General features: G+C 70.2%; 24 protein-coding genes. 16 read left to right on the forward strand and 8 right to left on the reverse strand.

Annotation, left to right across the window (positions count from 1 at the left end; translation table 11 throughout):
- Positions 1-96 precede the first annotated feature (96 nt).
- From A3CE_RS0121635 to phoU, 3 genes are all read left to right on the forward strand, one after another.
- Entirely contained in the window at positions 97-798 is a 702-nt protein-coding gene (locus A3CE_RS0121635; protein WP_020642199.1) for a GGDEF domain-containing protein, read from the forward strand.
- A 902-nt stretch (positions 799-1,700) separates the two neighbouring features.
- The gene (locus A3CE_RS0121640; protein WP_026468721.1) at positions 1,701-3,143 is read left to right on the forward strand and encodes an LCP family protein; all 1,443 of its coding nucleotides are present in this window, start codon (positions 1,701-1,703) and stop codon (positions 3,141-3,143) included.
- Between the two features lie 83 nt (positions 3,144-3,226).
- The gene (phoU, locus tag A3CE_RS0121645; protein ID WP_020642201.1) at positions 3,227-3,892 is read left to right on the forward strand and encodes a phosphate signaling complex protein PhoU; all 666 of its coding nucleotides are present in this window, start codon (positions 3,227-3,229) and stop codon (positions 3,890-3,892) included.
- Positions 3,893-4,022: 130 nt separating this feature from the next.
- On the opposite strand, the gene pstB is transcribed toward phoU, so the two are convergent.
- The 6 genes from pstB to A3CE_RS0121675 all read right to left on the reverse strand — a co-directional run bounded on the left by pstB (position 4,023) and on the right by A3CE_RS0121675 (position 10,063).
- Complete coding sequence (pstB, locus tag A3CE_RS0121650; RefSeq protein WP_020642202.1) at positions 4,023-4,799, reverse strand: phosphate ABC transporter ATP-binding protein PstB; 777 nt, start codon at positions 4,797-4,799, stop codon at positions 4,023-4,025.
- A 10-nt stretch (positions 4,800-4,809) separates the two neighbouring features.
- A complete protein-coding gene (pstA, locus tag A3CE_RS0121655; RefSeq protein WP_020642203.1) occupies positions 4,810-5,727 on the reverse strand; it encodes a phosphate ABC transporter permease PstA in 918 nt (305 codons plus the stop codon).
- A 2-nt stretch (positions 5,728-5,729) separates the two neighbouring features.
- Entirely contained in the window at positions 5,730-6,650 is a 921-nt protein-coding gene (gene pstC, locus A3CE_RS0121660; protein ID WP_020642204.1) for a phosphate ABC transporter permease subunit PstC, read from the reverse strand.
- Positions 6,651-6,849: 199 nt separating this feature from the next.
- Positions 6,850-7,980 carry a phosphate ABC transporter substrate-binding protein PstS gene (gene pstS / locus A3CE_RS0121665; RefSeq protein WP_026468722.1) on the reverse strand — a complete coding sequence of 377 codons (1,131 nt, stop codon included), beginning with the start codon at positions 7,978-7,980 and terminating at the stop codon, positions 6,850-6,852.
- Between the two features lie 225 nt (positions 7,981-8,205).
- Positions 8,206-9,135 carry a mycothiol synthase gene (gene mshD / locus A3CE_RS0121670; protein ID WP_020642206.1) on the reverse strand — a complete coding sequence of 310 codons (930 nt, stop codon included), beginning with the start codon at positions 9,133-9,135 and terminating at the stop codon, positions 8,206-8,208.
- A 148-nt stretch (positions 9,136-9,283) separates the two neighbouring features.
- Positions 9,284-10,063 carry a winged helix-turn-helix transcriptional regulator gene (locus A3CE_RS0121675; protein WP_051183928.1) on the reverse strand — a complete coding sequence of 260 codons (780 nt, stop codon included), beginning with the start codon at positions 10,061-10,063 and terminating at the stop codon, positions 9,284-9,286.
- 152 nt (positions 10,064-10,215) lie between these two features.
- Here A3CE_RS0121675 and A3CE_RS0121680 point away from each other — a divergent pair, with 152 nt between their 5' ends.
- The 9 genes from A3CE_RS0121680 to A3CE_RS0121730 all read left to right on the forward strand — a co-directional run bounded on the left by A3CE_RS0121680 (position 10,216) and on the right by A3CE_RS0121730 (position 16,264).
- Positions 10,216-11,115, forward strand: coding sequence for an LmeA family phospholipid-binding protein (locus tag A3CE_RS0121680; RefSeq protein WP_026468723.1), 900 nt, complete (start codon positions 10,216-10,218; stop codon positions 11,113-11,115).
- Positions 11,116-11,125: 10 nt separating this feature from the next.
- On the forward strand, positions 11,126-11,551 hold the full coding sequence (locus tag A3CE_RS0121685) for a TlpA family protein disulfide reductase (protein WP_020642209.1): 426 nt from the start codon (positions 11,126-11,128) through the stop codon (positions 11,549-11,551).
- Between the two features lie 267 nt (positions 11,552-11,818).
- A complete protein-coding gene (locus A3CE_RS0121690) occupies positions 11,819-12,250 on the forward strand; it encodes a DUF4395 domain-containing protein (protein WP_020642210.1) in 432 nt (143 codons plus the stop codon).
- 31 nt (positions 12,251-12,281) lie between these two features.
- Positions 12,282-13,118 carry a sulfurtransferase gene (locus tag A3CE_RS0121695; RefSeq protein ID WP_020642211.1) on the forward strand — a complete coding sequence of 279 codons (837 nt, stop codon included), beginning with the start codon at positions 12,282-12,284 and terminating at the stop codon, positions 13,116-13,118.
- The gene (locus A3CE_RS0121700) at positions 13,118-13,429 is read left to right on the forward strand and encodes a DUF1416 domain-containing protein (protein WP_020642212.1); all 312 of its coding nucleotides are present in this window, start codon (positions 13,118-13,120) and stop codon (positions 13,427-13,429) included. Before A3CE_RS0121695 ends, A3CE_RS0121700 begins: the two co-directional genes overlap by 1 nt.
- Positions 13,430-13,679: 250 nt before the next feature.
- Positions 13,680-14,294: a heme-binding beta-barrel domain-containing protein gene (locus A3CE_RS0121715; RefSeq protein ID WP_020642215.1), complete on the forward strand. Its 615-nt coding sequence runs from the start codon at positions 13,680-13,682 to the stop codon at positions 14,292-14,294.
- Between the two features lie 4 nt (positions 14,295-14,298).
- A complete protein-coding gene (locus tag A3CE_RS0121720) occupies positions 14,299-14,895 on the forward strand; it encodes a 5-oxoprolinase subunit B family protein (RefSeq protein ID WP_020642216.1) in 597 nt (198 codons plus the stop codon).
- Complete coding sequence (locus A3CE_RS0121725) at positions 14,892-15,740, forward strand: 5-oxoprolinase subunit C family protein (RefSeq protein WP_043790985.1); 849 nt, start codon at positions 14,892-14,894, stop codon at positions 15,738-15,740. Before A3CE_RS0121720 ends, A3CE_RS0121725 begins: the two co-directional genes overlap by 4 nt.
- Positions 15,741-15,838: 98 nt before the next feature.
- Positions 15,839-16,264, forward strand: a complete 426-nt coding sequence (locus tag A3CE_RS0121730) for a hypothetical protein (RefSeq protein ID WP_020642218.1) — start codon at positions 15,839-15,841, stop codon at positions 16,262-16,264.
- Here A3CE_RS0121730 and A3CE_RS0121735 read toward each other — a convergent pair.
- Positions 16,243-17,091, reverse strand: coding sequence for an aminodeoxychorismate lyase (locus A3CE_RS0121735; protein ID WP_026468725.1), 849 nt, complete (start codon positions 17,089-17,091; stop codon positions 16,243-16,245). The two genes, A3CE_RS0121730 and A3CE_RS0121735, sit on opposite strands and share 22 nt — an antisense overlap.
- 31 nt (positions 17,092-17,122) lie before the next feature.
- On the opposite strand from A3CE_RS0121735, the gene ygfZ reads away from it, so the two are divergent.
- Genes ygfZ through A3CE_RS0121750 form a run of 3 tightly spaced genes read left to right on the forward strand, consistent with a single transcriptional unit; the run spans position 17,123 to position 19,801 of the window.
- Positions 17,123-18,256, forward strand: coding sequence for a CAF17-like 4Fe-4S cluster assembly/insertion protein YgfZ (ygfZ, locus tag A3CE_RS0121740; protein ID WP_020642220.1), 1,134 nt, complete (start codon positions 17,123-17,125; stop codon positions 18,254-18,256).
- A 49-nt stretch (positions 18,257-18,305) separates the two neighbouring features.
- Positions 18,306-18,869: an RsiG family protein gene (locus A3CE_RS0121745; protein WP_020642221.1), complete on the forward strand. Its 564-nt coding sequence runs from the start codon at positions 18,306-18,308 to the stop codon at positions 18,867-18,869.
- Positions 18,866-19,801 (forward strand): asparaginase, encoded by a 936-nt coding sequence (locus A3CE_RS0121750; protein WP_020642222.1) that lies wholly within the window; start codon positions 18,866-18,868, stop codon positions 19,799-19,801. The genes A3CE_RS0121745 and A3CE_RS0121750 overlap by 4 nt, the downstream gene beginning before the upstream one ends.
- A 113-nt stretch (positions 19,802-19,914) precedes the next feature.
- Here the strand turns inward: A3CE_RS0121750 and A3CE_RS0121755 are convergent, their stop codons facing one another.
- Positions 19,915-20,811: a DUF8083 family protein gene (locus A3CE_RS0121755; protein WP_020642223.1), complete on the reverse strand. Its 897-nt coding sequence runs from the start codon at positions 20,809-20,811 to the stop codon at positions 19,915-19,917.
- Positions 20,812-21,018: 207 nt separating this feature from the next.
- Between A3CE_RS0121755 and A3CE_RS0121760 the strand changes: the two genes are divergently transcribed.
- Positions 21,019-21,207 (forward strand): DUF3073 domain-containing protein, encoded by a 189-nt coding sequence (locus tag A3CE_RS0121760; protein ID WP_020642224.1) that lies wholly within the window; start codon positions 21,019-21,021, stop codon positions 21,205-21,207.
- Positions 21,208-21,226: the final 19 nt, after the last annotated feature.

Raw genomic sequence — 21,226 nt, forward strand, 5'->3', positions numbered from 1 at the left:
CCCGGCTCCCGTTTGAGCGAAATTCACCTTCTTCCGCACCGACGTCTCAAGCGCGGCCTCCGCCGCGACGACAACCAATGCGTGGTGGAGGTGGGCATGGTCGCCGAGGGCGACGGCGCGATGCCCCGGCCTGGCGGCCCGCCGCACCAGCCGGACCTGCTTCGCCTCCACGAGGCCATCGCCGGCCTCTTCGCCACCCAGGGCGACTGGCGCCGTGCCTACCAGCACCTGCGGTCCGCGCTGGACATCGCCCGCGACGGCAGCCTGCGCGACGCGCTGACGTCGAGCTACAACCGCCGTTACCTCGACGAGCGGCTGTACGGACCGTTCACCGAACGACAGGCGGCGCGTTCGCCGCTGGGCATCGCGCTCGTCGACGTCGACCGCTTCAAGAGCGTCAACGACACGTACGGTCACCTCGTCGGCGACCGCGTCCTCCGCCGGGTCGCCGACCTCCTCCAGGAGAACCTGCCGCCGGACGGCTTCTGCGCCCGCTACGGCGGCGAGGAGTTCGTGCTGTGGCTGCCGGGGGTCGACGCCGGGCACGCCGTCCGCATCGTCGACGACGCCCGCCTCCGCGTCGCCCGTCATCCCTGGTCAGAACTCCAGCCGGGGCTGCGGGTCACCATCAGCGCCGGCCTGGCGCACCACGCACCGGGATCCGGGACGACGCCCACGTCACCCGAGCGGCAGCTGCGCAGCGCGGACACCTTGCTTTATGCGGCCAAACGTGCGGGCCGGAACAAAGTGGCCTATCACGACGCGCAAACGACACAGTTAATAACCCACTCTGAGTAACACAAACACCGCATTACTCCGGTTTGCCGACAAGGTGCATCACCCGTTTGTCGACGCACACCGGCCGTTCGTCGACTCAAGGTGAAGAAAATTCCGGGAGGGTGTCGTCACGAACGGGGGGTATCCGTACGATAACGAAAACCTCCGGGGAACGATCACCTCCTGCGGGGGAAGACGGCCATGTAGACCCGTGTTCGAAAGGAGACCGAGTGCCGGACGAGCACGACAGCCCGGGAACCGGTCGCCGCCTCGACGGTCCCGCGCGCCCCCGGGCCGGCAGGCGCCGGTCGATGGAGGACCAGGGCGGGATCAGCGTCTCCGACGTCGTCGCCAAGACCACCGGCGTCCGCCCCGTGCCGGCCCGTGAGCAGCAAGACCGCTCCGACCAGCCGGGACACCGTGGCCGCACCGCCGAACCACCCGTCCCGCCGGCTCCGGCCCGGGCCGCGCAGCCGCCGCGTGCGCCGCGGCCGGCGCAGGCTCCCGCAGAAGACCCAGTACCCACGGACGCCACTCGTCAATCGCGCCCGCCGCGGCCGCGTCAGCCGCGCCGCACGACGGCCGCCGCTCCGCTGCCCGAGGCCCCGCTCCAGCGCCGCCCGGCCGCGAACCCGGGAGCGCAGCAGACGTCGGCCGCACCCCAGCCGCCACGGCGGCCCCGCCGCCCGGCCGCCGACGGCGCCGCGCCGCAGGCCGCCGAGGGCGTCCCATCGCGCCGCCCCGCCGGTCCGGCCGCCCGGCGCCCGGCAGCCACCCCCGAGGGAGCAGCCCCTCGGCACCCCGCGGCCGACGCGCCCGCGCCCCTCCGCGCGCCCGTCGTCCCGGAAACAGCGACGCCCGAGGCCGGCCGCACCCAGGCCGCCCCGGTACCCGACGCGCCGGCCCGGCCCCTGACCGGCGGCGTGCCGCCGCGCGCCGAGCTCGACCCGCTGACCATGACCGACGAGATGGAAGCGATCGACGAGGCGACGCAGTACCGCCGCAAGATCGACCACACGCTCGCCCGGTTCTCGGCCGCGCACGACGAGATGGAAGCCGAGGAGGCGAAGCGCCGCGAACGCCGTGACCGCCTCTCGCCGACTTCGCTGATCGAGAGCACGCGTACGGCGCTTCAGCGCGTCGTCGCACCGGTGCCGTCGCCGGACGAAGAGGCCGACGCCGCCGAGAAGGCCGAGCAGACCCGGCTGCAGGAGAAGAAGCGGCGGAAGATCGAGCGCACGGCCCGGTTCGGCCGGATCGCCGCGGCCGTCGTCGCCGGTCTCGTGTTCCTCGGCATCGGCGGCGCGTGGGGCGCCCAGACGTACTTCGACGCCAAGTTCACGCAGGTCTCCGCGCTGGACGAGAACTCGTCCGACATCCAGGACGCCGAGGCGCAGGCGAACGACGAGAACTTCCTGATGGTCGGCTCCGACACCCGTGACGGCGCCTCCGACGAGGAAGGTGTCGGCACCGCCGACAGCACCCCGGGGGCGCGCTCGGACACCGTGATGGTGGCGCACATCCCGGCCGACCGGAAGCGCGTCGTCGTCACGTCGTTCCCCCGCGACCTGGAGATCGACCGGCCCGACTGCCAGCGATGGGACCCGGCGCAGAACAAGACCACCGACCAGGTCTCTCCGAGGCAGAAGATCGCCAAGCTCAACACCGCGTACGCCGTGGGCGGGCCGCCCTGTGTGACCAAGGTCATCCAGCAGATCACCGGCCTGCGGATCAACCACTTCGTCGGCATCGACTTCAACGGCTTCAAGGAGATGGTCGACGCCGTGCACGGGGTCACCATCCACACCGACAAACCGATCGACGACGAGGTCCTCGGCAAGGTCGTGATGCAGACCGGTGACGTGACGATCTCCGGCGACCAGGCGCTGAACTACGTGCGCGCGCGGCACGTCCGGTCCGACGTGGCGAAGTCGGACTACGACCGGATCAAGCGGCAGCAGGCGTTCATCGGCGCGCTGCTGAAGAAGGTCATGTCGTCGGACGTCGTGCTCGACCCCGGCAAGCTCAGCGACTTCATCACGGCGTTCGCGAAGGCCACCTTCGGCGACAACCTCGGCGTCAAGCAGATGATGACGCTGGCGCAGTCGATGAAGGGCCTGGACCCGTCGAAGATCACGTTCCTCACGGTCCCGACGGTCGGCATAGCCAACAGCCGCGGCAACGAGGTCCTCGTCGTCAGCAAGACGAAGGCCCTCTTCGAAGCGCTGCGCAACAACACCGCGATGCCCGACCCGAACGCGCCGATCCCGCGCAGCGAGCAGGCGCCGCCGACCAGCACGTCGAAGCCGAAGAGCAGCGGCAGTTCCAAGTCGACCACCACCCGCAAGAGCACCAGCAACGGCTGAGCCGCGAGGATCGTTAGACCGGGTTCACATGCGGTTCACCCGGCGATGCGGTATTCGGTCACAGTTGGCCGTAGGGTTGGGCCATGCGTGAGGCTTACCATGTCGAACTCGAACAGCTCGCCGACCACCTGGCCGCGATGTCCGTCCAGGTCGCCGACGCCATGGAGCGCGCCACACGGGCACTGCTGGAGGTCGACCTCAGTCTCGCCGAACAAGTGATCAGCGACGACGCCAAGGTCGACGACGCCCGTGCCCAGTGCGAGGAGCAGGCGTACGCCCTGCTGGCCCTGCAGGCGCCCGTGGCGACCGATCTGCGTACCGTGCTGGCGGCGATCCACGCCGCGGAAAGCCTGGAGCGGATGGGCGACCTGGCACTGCACGTGGCGAAGGCCGCGCGGCGCCGACACCCGGAGCCGGTGCTGCCGGACTCGGTGCGGCCGTACTTCGCCGAGATGAGCGAGGTCGCGGTCAAGCTGGCCCGCCAGGTCGAGCAGGTCATCCACTCGAAGGACGTCGAAGCGGCGAAGTCGATCGAGTCCGAGGACGACCAGGTGGACGACATCCACCGCCACCTGTTCACGGTCATCATGGACCGCGAATGGCCGCACGGCGTGGCCGCGGCGGTCGACGTCACCCTCCTCGGCCGCTTCTACGAGCGCTACTCCGACCACGCGGTGTCGGTCGCGAAGCGGATGATCTTCGTGGTCACCGGCAAGATGCCGGGCTACGGCACCGACGAAGACATCTGAGCCCTGACAAGGAGAAAGCCCCCGGCCGATGCCGGGGGCTTTCTTCGTTGATCCACTTTGGACAAAAGAAAAGGCCTTTCTCGCCGGCCCCCGAGCGCCGGCGAGAAAGGCCTTGTTCCGCAACGAAGTCTCAGCCGAAGCGGCCGGAAATGTAGTCTTCCGTGGCCTTTTCGTCCGGGTTGGAGAAGATCTTCTCCGTGTCGTTCAGTTCCACCAGCCGGCCCGGCTGGCCGACGCCGGCGAGGTTGAAGAACGCCGTCTGGTCGGAAACCCGCGCCGCCTGCTGCATGTTGTGCGTGACGATGACAATCGTGTAGTCCTTCTTCAGCTCGCCGATCAGGTCCTCGATCGCGAGCGTCGAAATCGGGTCCAGGGCCGAGCACGGCTCGTCCATCAGCAGCACGTCCGGCTGGACCGCGATCGCGCGGGCGATGCACAGCCGCTGCTGCTGACCGCCCGAAAGACCGCCACCCGGCTTGTTGAGGCGGTCCTTGACCTCGTTCCACAGGTTCGCGCCGCGCAGGGCGCGCTCGGCGATGTCGTCGAGGGTCTTCTTGCCCTTGGTGCCACCCAGCTTCAGGCCCGCGACGACGTTGTCCTTGATGGACATCGTCGGGAACGGGTTGGGGCGCTGGAACACCATGCCGATCGTGCGCCGCACCTGCACCGGGTCGACCGACGACGCGTAGATGTTCTCGCCGTCCAGCAGGACGTCGCCCTCGACGCGGGCGCCGGGGATGACCTCGTGCATGCGGTTGAGCGTGCGCAGCACCGTCGACTTGCCGCAACCGGACGGGCCGATGAACGCGGTGACGTTGCGCGGCGGCACGGAAAGGGTGACACCGTCCACGGCGTGGAACTTGCCGTAGTAGATGTCGACGTCCTTGACATCGAGTCGTTTGGCCATCAGGAACAGCTCACTTCTTCTTCGGGGCGACGAGGCGCGCGAACACGGTGGCGAGGAGGTTGATCAGCGCGATGATGAGCACCAGGGTCAGGGCCGCACCCCAGATCCGGTCGAAGCCGACCGAGCCCGGATCCATCGAGTTGGTGACGCGCTCGTTGTTCATCAGCAACGGCAGCGCCGCCTGCTCGCCGCTGAAGATGTCCCAGTTCGTGTAGGCGGAGTAGCCGACCAGGACCAGCAGCGGCGCGGTCTCGCCCATCACCCTGGCCAGCGCCATCATGACGCCGCCGACGATGCCGGACATCGCCGTCGGCAGGACGATCTTCATGATCGTCTTCCACTTCGGCACGCCCAGCGCGTAGGACGCCTCGCGCAGGTCGTCCGGGACGATCCGCAGCATCTCCTCCGACGAGCGGACGACCACCGGGATCATCAGCAGCACCAGGGCCAGCGACACGGCGAACCCGCTGCGCGGCAGGCCGAACGTCGTGATCCAGAGCGCGTAGATGAACAGCGCGGCGACGATCGAAGGGACACCCGAGAGGATGTCGACCATGAACGTCGTGGCCTTCGCGAGCTTGCCGCGGCCGTACTCGACGAGGTAGATCGCGACGAGCATGCCGATCGGCACCGCGATGACCGCGCAGACCAGGCCCTGCAGCAGGCTGCCGATGATGGCGTGCAGCACGCCGCCGCCGACCTCGTCGGACAGGAAGTTGCCCAGGTCCTGCGACCACCAGTTGGAGTACGGGATGCGCTTGATGCCGTTCGCGATGACCGTGTACAGCACCCAGACCAGCGGGACGACGGCGATCAGGAACGACAGCCAGACCAGGACGGTCGCGATGCCGTTCTTGACCTTGCGGGCCAGGCTGACCTGCTGGAACGCGGGGGTCGTGGCAGGGGCTTCGAGCGTGGAGGTGGACATGCTCAGTCTCCCTTCTTGCCGATGACGGACCGGGCCGCGAAGTTCACCAGGAAGGTGAGCACGAACAGCACCAGGCCGGCCGCGATGTACGCGCCCGCCGAGATCTGGTTGTTGAACTCGCTGTAGTTGGCGGCGATCTTCGAAGCGAACGTGGCACCGCCGTCGAAGAGGCTCCAGTCGAAGTTGCGCCCCTGCGGGATCAGCAGGATGACGGCGAGCGCGATCGTCTCACCCAGTGCCCGGCCGAGGCCGAGCATGGACGCGCCGACGTACCCGGCCTTGCCGAACGGCAGCACCGTGGTGCGGATGACCTCCCAGCGGGTGGCGCCGAGCGCGAGCGCGCCCTCCATGTGCGGGGTCGGCGTGCGCTCGAAGACCTCGCGCGAGAGCGAGGTGATGATCGGCAGGATCATCACGGCCAGCACGATGCCGGCGGTGAAGATCGTGCCGCGCACGCTTGGCGCGACGTTGCCGGGCGCCAGCAGCGGGAACCACGAGAACGTTTCGTTGATCCACTGCGAGAACGGCTCGATCGCCGGGGCGAACACCAGGATGCCCCAGAGGCCGAAGATGATCGACGGCACCGCGGCGAGCAGGTCGACGACGTAGGCGAACGTCCGAGCGAGCCGCTTCGGCGCGTACTGGGTGAGGAACAGCGCGATGCCCAGCGAGACCGGCATCGCGATGATCAGCGCGACGAGCGACGTCGCCACGGTCACCTCGAGCAGGTCGAGGATGCCGAACGACATGTTCGCCGGGTCGTTGGTCGACCAGCCGTGGTTGAAGAGGAAGTTGGCCTTGTCGGCCTGCAGCGCCGGGATCGCCTGGATGAGCAGGAAGAGCCCGATCAGGCCGATCAGGCCGACGACGAAGATCCCGGCCCCGGTGGTCAGGTTCTCGAAGATGCGGTCACCGGGCCGCACCTTCTTCGGTTTCTCGCTCGCGGGCGGCTCGGGCGCCGCCGTCGAGGTTCGTTGCTCCGAAATCGGATCCTCCGGGGGCGTTGTGGCGGACGACGAACGCCCACCGGGGTCGCCGGTGGGCGTTCGCGTCGAGCTTGACTCGCTCATCGACTACTTCTGTCCAGCCTGTATCAACTCGGGGAAAAGTCGCAAGACCAGGTCAGGAGATCGCCTTGACCGCGGCCAGGACCTTGGTCTGCAGCGACTGCGGGATCGGCACGTAGCCCTTGGCGGACAGCGGCTGCTGACCGTCGGTGGCGGCCACCGTCAGGAACGCCTTGACAGCCTTCGCGACGTCCGGGTTCGAGTACTTCGAGCAGACGATCTCGTAGGTCGTCAGCAGCAGCGGGTAGGCACCCGCGGTGTTGCTGGCGTAGATGCCGTTGAGGTCGAGCGCGAGGTCGTTCGTGCCGTCCTTGAGGAACTTCGCCGCGTCCAGGGACTTCGCCACGTTGGCCGCGTTCAGCTCGACGCCGCCGGAACCGCTGTCGATCAGAGCCGGGGTCAGGCCGTCCTTGGCGAACGCGCCCTCGACGTAGGTGATGCCGCCGTCGGAGGCCTTCACCGCGGTCGCGACACCGTTGGAGCCCTGCGCACCGTTGCCGACGCCACCGTTGAACTTCTTGCCGGCGCCCTTGGTCCAGTCCGCCTTCGCGGCCGCGCCCAGGTACTTCTGGAAGTTGTCGGTGGTGCCCGACTCGTCCGCGCGGGAGACGACCTGGATGGGCTTGTCCGGCAGGTTCAGGCTCTCGTTGCCCTTGACCGCCTTGATGGCCGGGTCGTTCCACTTGGTGATGCCACCGCTGAAGATCTTGGCGGCGACCGACGGGGTCAGCGTCAGCTTGTCCACACCGGAGAGCTTGTAGGCGATCGCGATCGGGCCGACCACCATCGGGATGTTCCACGCGTCGCTGCCGCAGCGGGTCTTGGCGGCCGCGGCGTCGGCGTCCTTGATCGGCGAGTCCGAGCCGCCGAAGTCGATCTGGTTGGCGTTGAACTGCTTGACGCCGGCACCCGAGCCACTGGGGTTGTAGTTGACCTGCTGGCCCGAGCACTTCTTGCTGTACTGCTGCGTGAAGATGTCGATGGCGTTCTTCTGAGCCGACGAACCTTCCGCGGAGAGCGGGCTCTTGCCACCGCACTCCACGTCGGCGGTGCCGGTCGCAGCGGGGGCCGAAGCCGAGTTGGAGCTGCTGCTGTTGGTCGCCGCGGGGTCGGAACCACAGGCGGCGAGCACGAGGGCGGCGCTCGCGACGATGCCCACCGCGCTCAGGGGCCGCATGATCTTCACTGCTGTTTCCTCCATCAGGAGCTTGACCGGGTCGTCGCGGCGTGCTGCCGCGCCGGATCCGGACATTAGGCAGCGCCGATGGACGGGTTCCCCTGTCCAGATGAACGCAAAGTGAACAAGCCTTTCGATGTGAGGAGCGCGACTAGCCTGAGAGAGGCCCGTGTCCGGCCCGTGACCTGCGCGTTCGCGCACTGTGACGGACTGTTCGCCCGGCGTCCATCGTGTTCACCGACCGTACTGGACGTCGGTTTCGTAACGCGCAAACCCGAGTTTGGTGTAGACCGCCAAGGCCGCCGCGTTGTCACCCTCCACGTACAGGATGATCTGCCGCAACCCCCGGCCGGCGAGGTACCGCAGCCCGGCCAGCGTCAGCGCCCGGCCGAGGCCGCCGCCCTGCGCGGCGGGGTCGACACCGACGACGTACACCTCGCCGACGCGCTCGCCGTCGAACCGGCCCGGCGTCGGCTCGTGCACCTTCGTCCAGTGGAAGCCGATCACTGTGTCATTCCCGCTGCCGGCTGCTGTGTCTTCTTCCACGGCGAGGAAGAAGCCTTCGGCGTCGAACCAGGGCCGAGCTTCGTCGGCGCGGACGTCGTCGGCGGTCAGCGCGCCCTGCTCGGGGTGCCAGTCGAAGGCTCGCGCGTTGACCTGGACGACGGCGTCCTCGTCCTGTTCCGGCACGAACGTCCGCAGCGAGACGCCGTCGCGCAGGATCGGCTCCGGCCAGTCCGCGCCGTCGACCTCGACGCGCAGGATCAGCAGCTCGCGTTTGCGCTCGAGGCCGGTCTTGCGCGCCAGCCGCTGCGCCGCCGGGTGGTCGCCGTGCGCCCAGACGCGGAACCCGACCGCGGCACGCTCGTCGAGCGCGTGAAGCAGCTTCGCGCCGTAGCCGCGGTTGCGGTGGGCGGGGTGGACGAACAGCTCGGCCACCTGGTGCCCGAAGGAGTCACCGGTGGTGTCGATGTGCGCATAGCCGACGACGTCGCCCTCGACGCAGGCGACGAGGTGCTCACCGCCGTCGAACTCGCCGGGCAGCGGCCCCTCGGGCCCGACCTCGGGCCGCCCGTCGGCCTCACGGACAGCCAGCAGCAGCCCGCGGACGTCATCAAGCTGCTTCTTGTCCAGTTCCTGGCGCCACTCGCCGTCTCCGCTCACCCTGCGACCGTACCCGCGCCGGACGCAACGCGAAGGCTGCGTGAGACGTCTTTCGTGCGCGAAAGGGGGATCAGTGCGCGCGTTCGGGAGTACTTGGCCGGCCAACAGCAGGCCGGCCCCCACACGGCGCGTAACCGCCGCTACGACGTCATTTGGCCGTGACTGTGGTCGGATTCGCACTGGTCGGCACAGCGTCGGCCGGGGCATCGGCGGTCGCCTGCGCGGGCACGCCCGGACGCGGGCCGCCGCTCTTGGCCGGCCGCTCGAACTTGTAGCCGACGTTGCGCACGGTCCCGATCATCTGCTCGTGCTCGGGGCCGAGCTTGGCGCGCAGCCGCCGGACGTGGACGTCGACCGTGCGGGTGCCGCCGAAGAAGTCGTAGCCCCAGACCTCCTGCAGCAGCTGGGCGCGGGTGAACACCCGGCCGGCGTGCTGCGCGAGGTACTTGAGCAGCTCGAACTCCTTGTAGGTCAGTTCGAGGGTGCGCTTGCGGAGGCGCGCGGTGTAGGTCGCCTCGTCGATCACCAGCTCGCCGACCCGCAGCTCGGCGTCGACCTGCGCGGAACCGCCGTCGCGGGTGGTGACCAGCCGCAGCCGGGCGTCGACCTCGGCCGGGCCGGCGGTGGGCAGCAGGATGTCGTCGGTGCGCCACTCGGCGCTGACCGCGACCAGGCCGCCTTCGCCGACGACCGCGATGATCGGGGTGGCTGCCTCGTCTTCGCCGGTGCCCTTGAGCAGGCGGCAGAGGCTCTTCGCCGAGGCCAGGTCGGTGCGGGCGTCGAGGAGGATCACATCGCGGTGGCCCGCGTCGAGCAGGGCCGTCACCTCGGGAGCACGGACGCGTACGGTGTGCGGCAGCAGGTCCAGCGCGGGCAGCACCGAGGTGGCGTCGGCCTCCGCAGTCAGTACCAGAAGGTCCAGGCTCATCAGCCGCACCGCCTTCTCGAGTCGTCGCCGCAAAGCGGCGTTGGTCGGTGCTAAGTGAGAATAGCGGCTGAACGGCCGGGCACCTAACCCTTGCTGGATCGATCACACCTGGAGGAATCCGGGTGTCCCCGACGAACAGGAGTACGGACGCGATGGTGAGCAGGCCCGTGACCCGGGACGACCGACCCGCACCGAGGCCCGACGCACGACGCCGCGGCCGCCGTGCCCGCCGCTGGGTGATCGCACTGGTCGTTCTGGTGTTGCTGCTGGTCGGTGCCGATTTCGGAGCCGCCGCGTACGCCGAGCACATGATTTCGCAGAAGGCACGCACGCAGCTGCAGCTGAACGACGACCCGTCGGTCACGATCCACGGCTTCCCGTTCCTCACGCAGGCACTCGGCGGTGACTACAGTCACATCAGCGTGTCCGCCGCCGGCATCCCGGTCGCGGACAAGCTGCAGGACGTCGCGGTGAACGCCGAACTCGAGAACGTCAAGGCGCCGCTGTCCGACCTCGCGAACGGCAACACGAAGGCGATCACCATCGGCGAGCTGACCGGCTCGGTCACCATCAAGGCCGCCGATCTGGCCCGCGTCTCGCCGCTGGACAAGATCAAGGATCTCCGGATCGAGCCGTCGAGCACCGCGTACGTCAAGAACGGCGACGCCGGGCAGAGCGAGCCGACGCCGACCACCACGAAGACCACCGAGGGTCAAGCCGACCAGGACGAGTCGAGTACCGGTGTCCGCATTTCGGGACACCTGTCGTTCGCGGGCCGCGATCTGGAAATCTTCTGCTTCGCGATGATCGAGGCCGACGCGAAGGGCGGGACGATCAACTTCATCCCCAAGCGGCTGCAGTTCGGGAACAACCAGGAGACGACGGTCGTCCCCCAGGCGGTGCAGAACGCGCTGATGCCGAACTTCCGGGCATCGATCACCACGAAGGACCTCCCGCTGTCGGTCACCCCGACCGGCGTGCAGGTGCGGAGCGGATCGGTGACGATCAAGGGCAAGGCGGCGAACGTGTCCTTCGCGGACCTGAGCAAGTAAGGAGCGGCCGGTGACGGGGCTGTGGGTGCTCGTGGCGACGCTGGTGGCCGCCGTGGCCGCCGGCGCGCTGCTTCGGGCGCGCAACGGCCGGGTCCGGGACGCCAAACCCGCCCGCGAGCTGCCCGCGCCCGTCACCGACGTGCTCGACCCGGCGTCCGCCGTGACGCTGGTCCAGATCTCCACCACCTTCTGCGCGCCCTGCCGGCACGCGAAGGCCGTGCTCGCGCCGCTGGCCGAGCGGACCGACGGCCTGCACCACGTCGAGCTCGACGTGACGAACCAGCCGGAGGTCGCGCAGTCGCTGGCCGTGCTGCGGACGCCGACCACGATCGCGCTGACCCCGGACGGCCGGGAGCTCCTGCGCGTCGGCGGCGTCCCCAAGGGGCCCGAACTGCTGGCCGCCCTGCGGCCGCATCTCACCACCCGGACGTCCTGACCAGGGTGTTGTCCCAGAAAACGGGAACCGTCCCAAGGGATGAACGTGGTTCCCACTCTGAGGGAGCTCTGGGTACCCTCGCACCCGTGACCCGGCTGACCACCTTCTTCTTGACGCAGCGACGCGCAGTCGACCTCTGCCGCGTCCGCAGCAGCCTGTGTCGTGTTCAGTCCGACCGGCGCTGAAGCACGTCCGGTCCCAGCCAGCCCCTAAGCCGCTGAAGCGTGCCGTTCGCACGCACCCCCTCTGCTCCAGCTGGAGGAACGAATGCCCGCAGGACCGGCCGTCGACCCGCGAGGCCCGCGGTTCGCCGCCATCCTGACCACGATCGTCCTGGCGGTCGTGCTGGTCACCGGGTGGTGGCCGCTGCTGGCGATCCAGACCGTCGTGTTCGCCATCGGCGCGTTCATCGGGCTGAAGCCGGCGCCGTACTCGATCGTCTACCGCAAGCTCGTGGCCCCGCGCCTCGGTCCGACGGACGAGCGGGAGGACGCGGCGCCGCTGCGGTTCGCCCAGGCCGTCGGGTTCGTGTTCGCCCTGGCCGGCACGGTCGGCTTCGCGCTCGACGTCACCCCGCTCGGCATCGTCGCGACGGCCTTCGCGCTGTTCGCGGCCTTCCTCAACGCGGCCTTCGACTTCTGCCTCGGCTGCGAAATGTACTTGCTCATCAAACGCTTCACCCCCGCCCGCGCGTCCTAGAAGTTCAACCCCAGAAAGAGAGTCCAAGTCCATGAGCCGTGAAGACGTCCTGGTCACAACCCAGTGGGCCGAGGAGAACCTGGACACCCCCGGCGTCGTGTTCGCCGAGGTCGACGAGGACACCACCGCCTACGACGCCGGCCACATCCGGGGCGCGGTGAAGTTCGACTGGCGGAAGGACCTGCAGGACGGGGTGCGCCGCGACTTCGTCTCCAAGGAGGGCTTCGAGGCGCTCCTGTCGGAGAAGGGCATCGCCAACGACGACCTCGTGGTCCTCTACGGCGGCAACAACAACTGGTTCGCCGCGTACGCGTACTGGTACTTCAAGCTGTACGGCCACGACAAGGTCAAGCTGCTCGACGGCGGCCGCAAGAAGTGGGAGCTCGACGGCCGTGAGCTGAACTCCGACGAGGTCAAGCGCGCCGGCACCGACTACCAGGCCCAGGACCAGGACCTGTCGCTGCGCGCCTTCCGCGACGAGGTCGTCCAGTCGATCGGGTCGAAGAACTTCGTCGACGTGCGTTCGCCCGACGAGTTCTCCGGCAAGCTGCTCGCCCCGGCGCACCTGCCGCAGGAGCAGTCCCAGGTTCCCGGCCACATCCCCGGCGCGCTGAACGTGCCGTGGGCGAAGGTCGCCAACGAAGACGGCACCTTCAAGACCGAGGAAGAGATCAAGGAGCTGTACCAGGACGAGGGCATCGACGAGGGCAAGGGCACCATCGCCTACTGCCGCATCGGCGAGCGCTCCTCGATCGCGTGGTTCGCGCTCCACGAGCTGCTGGGCTACGAGGACGTGAAGAACTACGACGGTTCATGGACGGAATACGGCTCGCTCGTCGGCGTGCCGGTCGAGTTGGGAGCCAAGTGATGGCGGTTGACGACAGCTGCGGCGCACCGGCCCAGGAGGCCACGCCGGCGGACTACGACACGCGCGGGCAGGTCGTGCTGGCCGGCAAGGTGACGGGCGCGAACGGGCCGGTCGGCGGCGCGTTCGTCCGGCTCCTGGACGGCGGCGGCGACTTCACCGGCGAGGTCGTCTCGTCGGCCGAGGGCGACTTCCGCTTCTACGCGGCGCCGGGCGAGTGGACGGTCCGCGCCCTGCACCGCACCGGCAACGGCGAAGCCTCCGTCACCGCGGAAGGCCCGGGCGTGCACCAGCTGGCCATCTCCGTCGGCTGAGTTTCGTGGTTCGTGAAGGCCACCTTGAGGAACTTGAAGTTCCTGAAGGTGGCCTTCACGGCTTTTCGGGGTCCCGAAGCGGTGACTGTGCTCACCGCGGCCACCCTGGGCAGGACCGGACGCGGCCGGGCGGACTAAACTCCGGCGCGTGGAAGCTCTGTTTACGACCTTGCTGGTCCTCGCGGGCGTCGCGATCACCTGGTTCGCCGTGTATGTCGTCTACCGGCTGTACGCGGACCAGCGCTGACCCATGACCGCCAGCGGCGACGAAGCCATCGCGGCAGCGGAGAAGCGCGCCGAAAGCACGCGGGTGCGCAACCTTCCGCTGTGGGACGACCTGCCCATCCCCAACGACACGGCGAACCTGCGCGAGGGGCCGAACCTCAACGACGCCTGCCTCGCGCTGCTGCCGATCGTCGGTGTCTGGCGCGGTGAGGGCGAGGTCGGCTACCCGACCATCGACGGCCCGCGCAAGTTCGCGCAGCAGCTGACGATCTCCCACGACGGCCGCCCGTTCCTCATCCACGAGTCCCGCTCGTGGCTGCTGGACGAAGACGGCAACGTCATCCGCCCCGCCGCCCGCGAGTCCGGGTTCTGGCGGCCGCAGGAGGACGACACGATCGAGCTGCTGCTCACGCACAACACCGGCATCGTCGAGCTGTACTACGGCAAGCCGCGCAACCAGACGTCCTGGGAGCTCGGCACGGACGCGGTGGTCCGCACGGCCACGGCCAAGGACGTCACCGCGGCCCAGCGCCTGTACGGCCTGATCGAAGGCTCCCTCGGCTATGTCGAGGAGCGCGCGATGGTGGGCCAGGAGATGCAGCCGCACACCTCGGCCCTGCTGCACCGCGTCGTCGGCTGACACCGTGCGCTGGCGGCGGTGTGGCGAGGACGCCGCCCTGCTGGACTGCGACTCCCTCGAGCAGATGCGGGCGGCCCACGCGACCGTCTGCGCGGCGCGCCCCGACGGCGTGGTCGACCTCGTGCCCGGCGCACGCAGCCTGCTGGTCGTCGGCGGCGTCGCGGCAGTGCGGGCGCTGCTGGAGGACGCCGATCTCACGCACCCGCCTTCGGGCGAGCCCCGCGAAGTGACCCTCGACGTCCGCTACGACGGTGAGGACCTGGCCCTGATCGCCGCCGACGCCGGCGTTTCCCCGGACGCGGTCGTCGAGCTGCACACCGAAGCCGTCTACACGGTCGCCTTCACCGGGTTCGCCCCCGGCTTCGGCTACCTGACCGGGCTGCCCCCGCAGCTTCAGCAACCTCGCCTGGAGTCGCCGCGGACCCGCGTCCCGGCCGGGTCGGTCGGGCTCGCCGGCGAGTTCACCGGCGTCTACCCGCGCGAGTCACCCGGTGGCTGGCGGCTGCTCGGGCACACCACGGCGACGCTGTTCGACCCGCACGCCGACCCGCCCGCGTTGTTCGCGCCCGGTGACCGCGTCCGCTTCCGGAGCGTCCGATGAGGTGCCTGGAAGTGCTCGACCCGGGCCGGTACGCACTCGTGGAGGACCTGGGCCGGCCCGGTTACGCCCACCTGGGCGTCCCCCCTTCGGGCGCGTTGGACGCGGCCTCGCTGCGGCTCGCGAACCGCCTCGCCGGCAACCCCGAAACCGCCGCGGGAATCGAAACCCTGCTCGGCGGCCTGTCGGCACGGTTCAGCGCGGCGGCGACGGTGGCGGTGACCGGCCCGGCCGTCGCGGTTTCCGTCGACGGCCGCGCGTTCGGCTCCCACCTGCCCGTCCCGGTCTGCGCCGGGCAGACGCTGACGCTGGGCACCCCGTCCGCGGGACTGCGCTGCTACCTGGCCGTCTCCGGCGGGATCGCGGTGGAGCCGGTGCTGGGCAGCCGGTCGCGGGACGTCCTCTCCGGCATCGGTCCCGAGCCCCTGAAAGCCGGTGACGTGCTCCCGCTCGGCGTCCCGGCCGGAGTTCCGGCGGGCGCGGACGTCGTGGTGCCCGTTCCGGCGCCGGCCGACCTGGTGGTCCCGGTGACGCTCGGCCCCCGCGACGACTGGTTCGACGACCCGGCAGGCGGGCTCTCGGCGGGGTGGACGGTCACGCCGGAGTCGAACCGCGTCGGCCTGCGCCTGGACGGAACTCCGCTGCGCCGGGCCGTCGACGGCGAGCTGCCCAGTGAAGGCGTTCTCACGGGCGCGATCCAGGTGCCGCCGAGCGGGCTCCCGGTGGTGTTCCTCGCCGACCACCCGACCACCGGCGGCTATCCCGTGGCCGCCGTCGTCCGGACGGCCGCGCTCGGCGCGCTCGCGCAAGCCCGGCCGGGTACCCGAATCCGGTTCCGGCCTTCCTGAGCAACGCGTACCGCCGCGCGGGTGAGAGCCGGGTCACGCGGTGCACCCGTCCGGGTAGGGGCCGGAACCATGTCGCGCCGCCGCCCGTCCTGATAAGCGTGGAACAGGTGACGATCAGCGGTGGCACGGGTTTCCTCGACGTGAACACGCGGGCGCGGGCCGAGCTGCCGCAGTCCCTGCGGATCGCGCTGGCCACCGGGCAGCTGCGCCGTCCGCTGGCCGCCACGCTCGGGCCGGTCCTCGACCTGCTCGTCGACGGCGACTACCGCGTGAGCGGCCCGGAACGCCTGCCCGACGGCCGGCTGCTCACGCCGACCGACACCTGGCCGCCGTCGGACGAAGCCCGCGTCGGGTACTACCGGACCGCCATCCGCACCGGCCACCGGCCGGTCGCGGTGGTGCTGGCCGACGGCGAACGCGAGCTGATCATCGACGGCCACCACAAGATCGCCGCCTACCGCGCCGAAGAGGTCGCCCCCGCCGTCGTCCGGATCAGCCAGGGTCAGGCGTACTCGGCCTCGTAGGCCGCCACCAGCTCGGCGTACACCGCCGAGGAGCCGGGCAGCCGCTCGCCGTCCAGCGTGTGCACGCGGGTCAGCTTGCGCACGCTCGACGCCATGAAGACGCCGTCACCCTCGACGAGGTCCCGCACGGTCAGCGGCGCCACCTCGACCGCCCAGCCGGCCTTCCCGGCGCCGCGGAACAACGCCGCCTGGGTCGTGCCGGGCAGGATGCCGATGCTCGACGGCGGCGTGACGAGCGTTCGCCCCTTCGCGAGCACCACGGTCGACGTCGGGCCTTCGAACACCGAACCGTCGGCGGCGGTGAAAATCACATCTTCGGCTCCGCGACGCCCGGCTTCGCGCAGCGCGGCCATGTTGACGCCGTACGACAGCGGCTTCGCGCCCAGCAGCAGCCACGGCGCGCGCTGGGCGAGGTCCGGCGCGAAACCGCGTTCCAGGGTGATCGCGGCGACGCCGTCGGCGCGGGCCCGCAAGATCGCCGGCGAGACCTCGGAACCCAGGACGAAGCCGGTCGGCGCCGCGTCCGGATCGCCGTCCGATCCCCGCGTGTACACCAGTTTCAGCACCATCTCGCGGCTGCCGGCCCACCGTTCGAGCACCAGCGAAACGACCTTCTCCCACGCCGCGAGGTCGGGCTCGGGCAGGTCGAGCATGGCCGCCGAACGGGCCAGGCGCTCGAGGTGCGGCCGGAGTTCGCGGGGGTGGCCGTCGACGACGAGGATCGTCTCGAAAACGCCGTCACCGCGCGTCAACCCGAGGTCGTCGACCTTGATCTGGGCCACGTCGGGATCGGCCTGGGTTCCGTCGAGGAAGACGAGCACGCGCATGCCGACACGGTACTCACCTAGGCTGAGCGGTATGCCGTACCGCTCGCCGCTGCTGGACGTGCCCGGATCCATCCCACCGCCTGACGATCACCCCGAAGCAGGCGTGCCCTGGCATTGGGGAGACCCCTTCGCCGAGCAGCGCACGGCCTCGCGCGGCGTGGTCGTGATCGACCGGTCGCACCGCGAGTTCCTCGCCGTCACCGGCGAAGAACGGCTGTCGTGGCTGCACCTGGTCATCTCGCAGCACGTGACCGAGCTGGCCGAGGGCTCCGGCACCGAGGCGCTGGTCCTCGACAGCCAGGGCCGCATCGAGACCCACATGGTGGTGGCGCACCTCGACGGCACTGTGTACCTCGACACAGACCCGGCCCCGAGCGTGACGAGCGCCCTGCCCAAGGGTGGCCCCCAGACGCTGCGCGAGTACCTCGAGGCGATGAAGTTCTGGTCCAAGGTGGACATCCGCGACACGACCGGCGAGCTCGCGCTGCTCACCGTGCTCGGCCCGGACGCCGAGCGCGTCCTGAGCGCGGCCGGCGCCGAAGTCGGCCCGGAGCCGTACGCGGTGGCGGCGCTGGAAGGACACGCTGGCTTCGCGCGGCGGATGCCGTGGCCGGGCCGGTGGAGCGTCGACCTGGCGGTGCCGCGCGAGGCGCTCGTGGACTGGTGGAAGCGCCTCACCGACGCCGGCGCCCGCGCGGCGGGCAGCTGGGTGTTCGACGCGCTGCGCGTCGAATCGCTGCGGCCGCGGCTCGGGGTCGACACCGACGAGCGCGCCATCCCGCACGAGGTGGGCTGGGTCGGGTCGGCCGCACACGTCGCGAAGGGCTGTTACCGCGGCCAGGAGACGGTGTCGAAGGTCCACAACGTGGGACGGCCGCCGCGGAACCTGCTCCTGCTGCACCTCGACGGCTCACCCGAGGTCACGCCGGAGACCGGCGACCCGGTGCAGCTGGACGGCCGGACGGTCGGCCGGATCGGTACCGTGATCCAGCACCACGAGCTCGGCCCGATCGCGCTGGCCCTGGTCAAGCGGTCGACGCCGGTGGGCGCGGAGCTGCTGACCGGCTCGGAGGACAACCTCGTCCAGGCGGCGATCGACCCCGACTCCGTGCCTTCGGAACAGCCGGCACCGGGGCGTGCCGCGGCGGCCCAACTTCGTGGCTGATCAAAAGCCCCTGACAGCGAGATCACGCTCAACCGGGATAAACTGCGCTGTGATCGAAGTGCGGCCCGGCGGCAGGCGGCGGATCGACCGCGTGCTCGGCCCGGGGTACCTCAGCGGCTTGGGTGAGCTGCCGCTGAAGGTGCTGCGCGAGCGGCGCGACGAAGCCGCCCAGGAAGAGACCGACCTGTCCTACCTGCGCCGTCTCCTGCACGCCCGGATCGACATCGTGCGCGCGGAGCAGGCGCGGCGCAGCTCCGGCGGCGAGGCCAGCATCGTCGACCAGCTGGCCACGATCCTGGCCGACAACGCGCTGGGCCCGGCGGCGGGCTCGGGACGTCACCAGCAGCTGGAGCCGTCGCGGGCCGGCGAGCACCGGCGGCACGCCGAAGCCCTGATCGGCGACACCGACCTGACCGACGTCGGGTCCCTCTCGGACGAGAAGCTCGCCTCCGCTTTGGACACCTACGCGAGCGAAGAGCTGTCAGTGTCGTCCTTCCGCCGCGAGGTCCAGGGCGTGATGGACACGCTCAACGCCGAGATCGCGCAGCGCTACCAGCAGGGTTCGGCCACTGTGGACGAGCTGCTGGAGAACGAAGGCGGCCGCGGCGAGTGACGAACCCCGTCCTCGCCGAAGTCGTCCGATCCGAATTCGTCGAAAGCGTCCACCGCGGCGCGCTCGTGGTCACCGGCCCCGAAGGCGAAGCGCGCCTGGCGCTCGGCGACGTGGTTTCGCCGGTCTTCCCGCGCTCGTCGAACAAGCCACTGCAGGCCGTCGGCATGCTGCGGTCCGGGCTCGGTTTCGCGGGCGAGGACCTGGCGCTGGCCTGCGCGTCCCACTCCGGCGAGCCCGCGCACGTCAAGCGCGTCCTCGAACTGCTGCGGGCGGCCGGCCTGACCGAGGACGACCTCGCGTGCCCGCCGGACTTCCCGCTGCACGTGCCGAGCATGCGCGACGCGGCCGAGCCGCGGCGCGTGACGATGAACTGCTCCGGCAAGCACACGGCGATGCTCACCACGTGCGTCCGGGCCGGCTGGCCGACCGCGGGCTACGAGGCACCGGACCACCCGCTGCAGCAGGCGATCGCTTCGGCCGTCGAGGAGCTGACGGGCGAGCCGATCGCCCACACGGGCGTGGACGGCTGCGGCGCGCCACTGTTCGCGTTCTCGCTGACCGGGCTGGCCCGGGCGTTCGGCCGCGTCGCGCTCGCTGCGGACGGGCCATTGCGGACGGTGGCGTCGGCGATGCGGGAACACCCGTGGCTGGTGGCGGGCACCGGGCGCGAGGACACCGAGCTGATGTCCGCCGTGGACGGTCTGATCGCGAAGGGCGGCGCCGAAGGAGTCCAGGCCTTCGCCCTGCCGGACGGCTTCGCGGTGGCGATCAAGATCGACGACGGCGCCAAGCGGGCCTGCGCGCCGCTGGCAGTGGCGGCGCTGCGCTACCTCGGCGTGGATGTGTCCGGCCTCGAAGCCCTCGCCGGCCCTGTCGTCTCGGGTGGCGGCCGCCCCGTGGGGGAAGTACGGGTGCCGGAGCTGCGCGGCTGACCTGCGCTGAGCAGCCCCCGTTTTCCACGCTACCGGCGGGCACCGACAGTTCCGGGCCGGAACCGCCGTCCGGCATGGTGGCCTTCCCCAGCCTGCGGGTCCCGTCGCCGTCGCTAGTTCGCGCGTTCGCGGGCGGCCAGGTCGCCCCAGAACTCGCGCAGGTCGGAGAACAGCTCGGCCAGCTCCTCGACGTTGCCCGAGCGCAGCGCGTCCAGGATGTCGTGGACCTCGTCGGCCGTGTTGTCGGCCTCCAGGACCGGGTCGGCGAAGAGCTGCACGAGGCCGCCGTAGTCCAGCTCGACGACGGAGTCCGGGTGGAAGTTGTCCAGCCACCGCCGGGTCTCGAAGAGCACGCGCCCCGGACCGGAGTCGCCGAAGGTCTGTTCCAGCAGGTCACCGGCCTCGCGCGCGCGATGCTGGGCATCGGCGAGCGTGGCTCGCCAGGACATTTCCCGCTGCGGGTCGTCGCGGCCGCGGCCGAGCACCAGCCGGCGTTCGTCCGGCTCGATCAGCACGAACCACGGCAGCGGGACGGTCCAGGTGGTGGACAGCGTGTGCGCGGCCGTCGTGCTCAGGTCCGCCATGGCCGACTTGGTCCGGCCGCGGATCGTCTCCTGGGTGAAGCCACCTTCGTCGAGGACGACGTTCTTCAGCGCCGGGTGCGCGTCGCCGAGGAACGTGACCAGCGCGGCGGCCGAGCGGGCCCGCAGCTCGAGCGGGCAGACCAGCGGACCGTGTTCGGCCTTGCCACCGGGCACCTCTTCGGCGTCGAGCACCAGGACGTCGGTCAGCAGGCTCGGCGCGGGACGGCCGTCGGCGAGTTCGGCGGGCAGCAGCCGCCGCGGCGCGGCGACCTGTGACTTGAGCCACATGGCCTGCTCGCGCGCGCCCGCGTCCGTCCGCCGCAGCTTGGCCGCCGAGACGGCCGCGCACAGCCGTTCGTCCGGCGGGTCGCCCAGGGCGAGCAGGGGTTCGTACACCCGCAAGTAAGCCACGAAGGGACGGAGCACGAGTAGATCGTGGCACGTTTACCTGCGCCGATCGCCACCGACCGGCCGGTAACCGGTGTCCGCCGAACACTGTCGGCTCCGGCACACCGTGCCACGTCGCATCCAACCCCCCGGACACGGTACGGTGTGACCAGGAAAGAATTGTCGAGACGATGCGGGGCCGCCGATTCCCCCGGCCGCCCCGCCCCTGTGCGAGGGGGTCGAGCCATGGGGCGCGGCCGGGCTAAGGCCAAGCAGACGAAGGTGGCGCGTGAGCTCAAGTACAGCTCGCACGAGACCGACTTCGATGCTTTGCAGCGCGAGCTGTCGAGTAACTCCTCGGGTAGTCATTACGAGGAGTCCGACAGCGATGATCAAGACCCGTACGACGACGGGTACGACGAGTACCGTCGTTGAGCACGCGTAACTGCGCGAG

This window comes from Amycolatopsis balhimycina FH 1894 (genome assembly GCF_000384295.1).
Classification (GTDB): domain Bacteria; phylum Actinomycetota; class Actinomycetes; order Mycobacteriales; family Pseudonocardiaceae; genus Amycolatopsis; species Amycolatopsis balhimycina.